Genomic DNA, 255 nt, shown 5'->3' on the forward strand with positions numbered 1-255 from the left:
AGTTCACAGTTGATTTAGATCCAGCAACAGCAGGTATCCAAGATACAATCACTACAGCAGAAGGAGTTTGGACATTAAATCCAGCTACAGGAGTTGTAACGTTCAACCCAGCCAATAACTTCAATGGAACGGCTACATTAACGTATCAGTTATGTGATCCATCAGGTGCATGTGATACAGCATTAATTACGTTTGTAGTAACGGCCGTAAATGATACACCAGTTGCTAATGATGACGACCAAAGTGCTACACCAT

At 41.2% G+C, this 255-nt stretch carries 1 protein-coding gene; it reads left to right on the forward strand.

Going from position 1 to position 255, the window contains the following annotated elements; all coding sequences use genetic code 11:
- On the forward strand, positions 1-255 hold a 255-nt coding region (locus G4D72_RS13315; RefSeq protein WP_166078215.1), incomplete at both ends, for an Ig-like domain-containing protein.

The organism is Flavobacterium difficile (genome assembly GCF_011392115.1).
In the GTDB taxonomy this organism is placed as follows: domain Bacteria; phylum Bacteroidota; class Bacteroidia; order Flavobacteriales; family Flavobacteriaceae; genus Flavobacterium; species Flavobacterium difficile.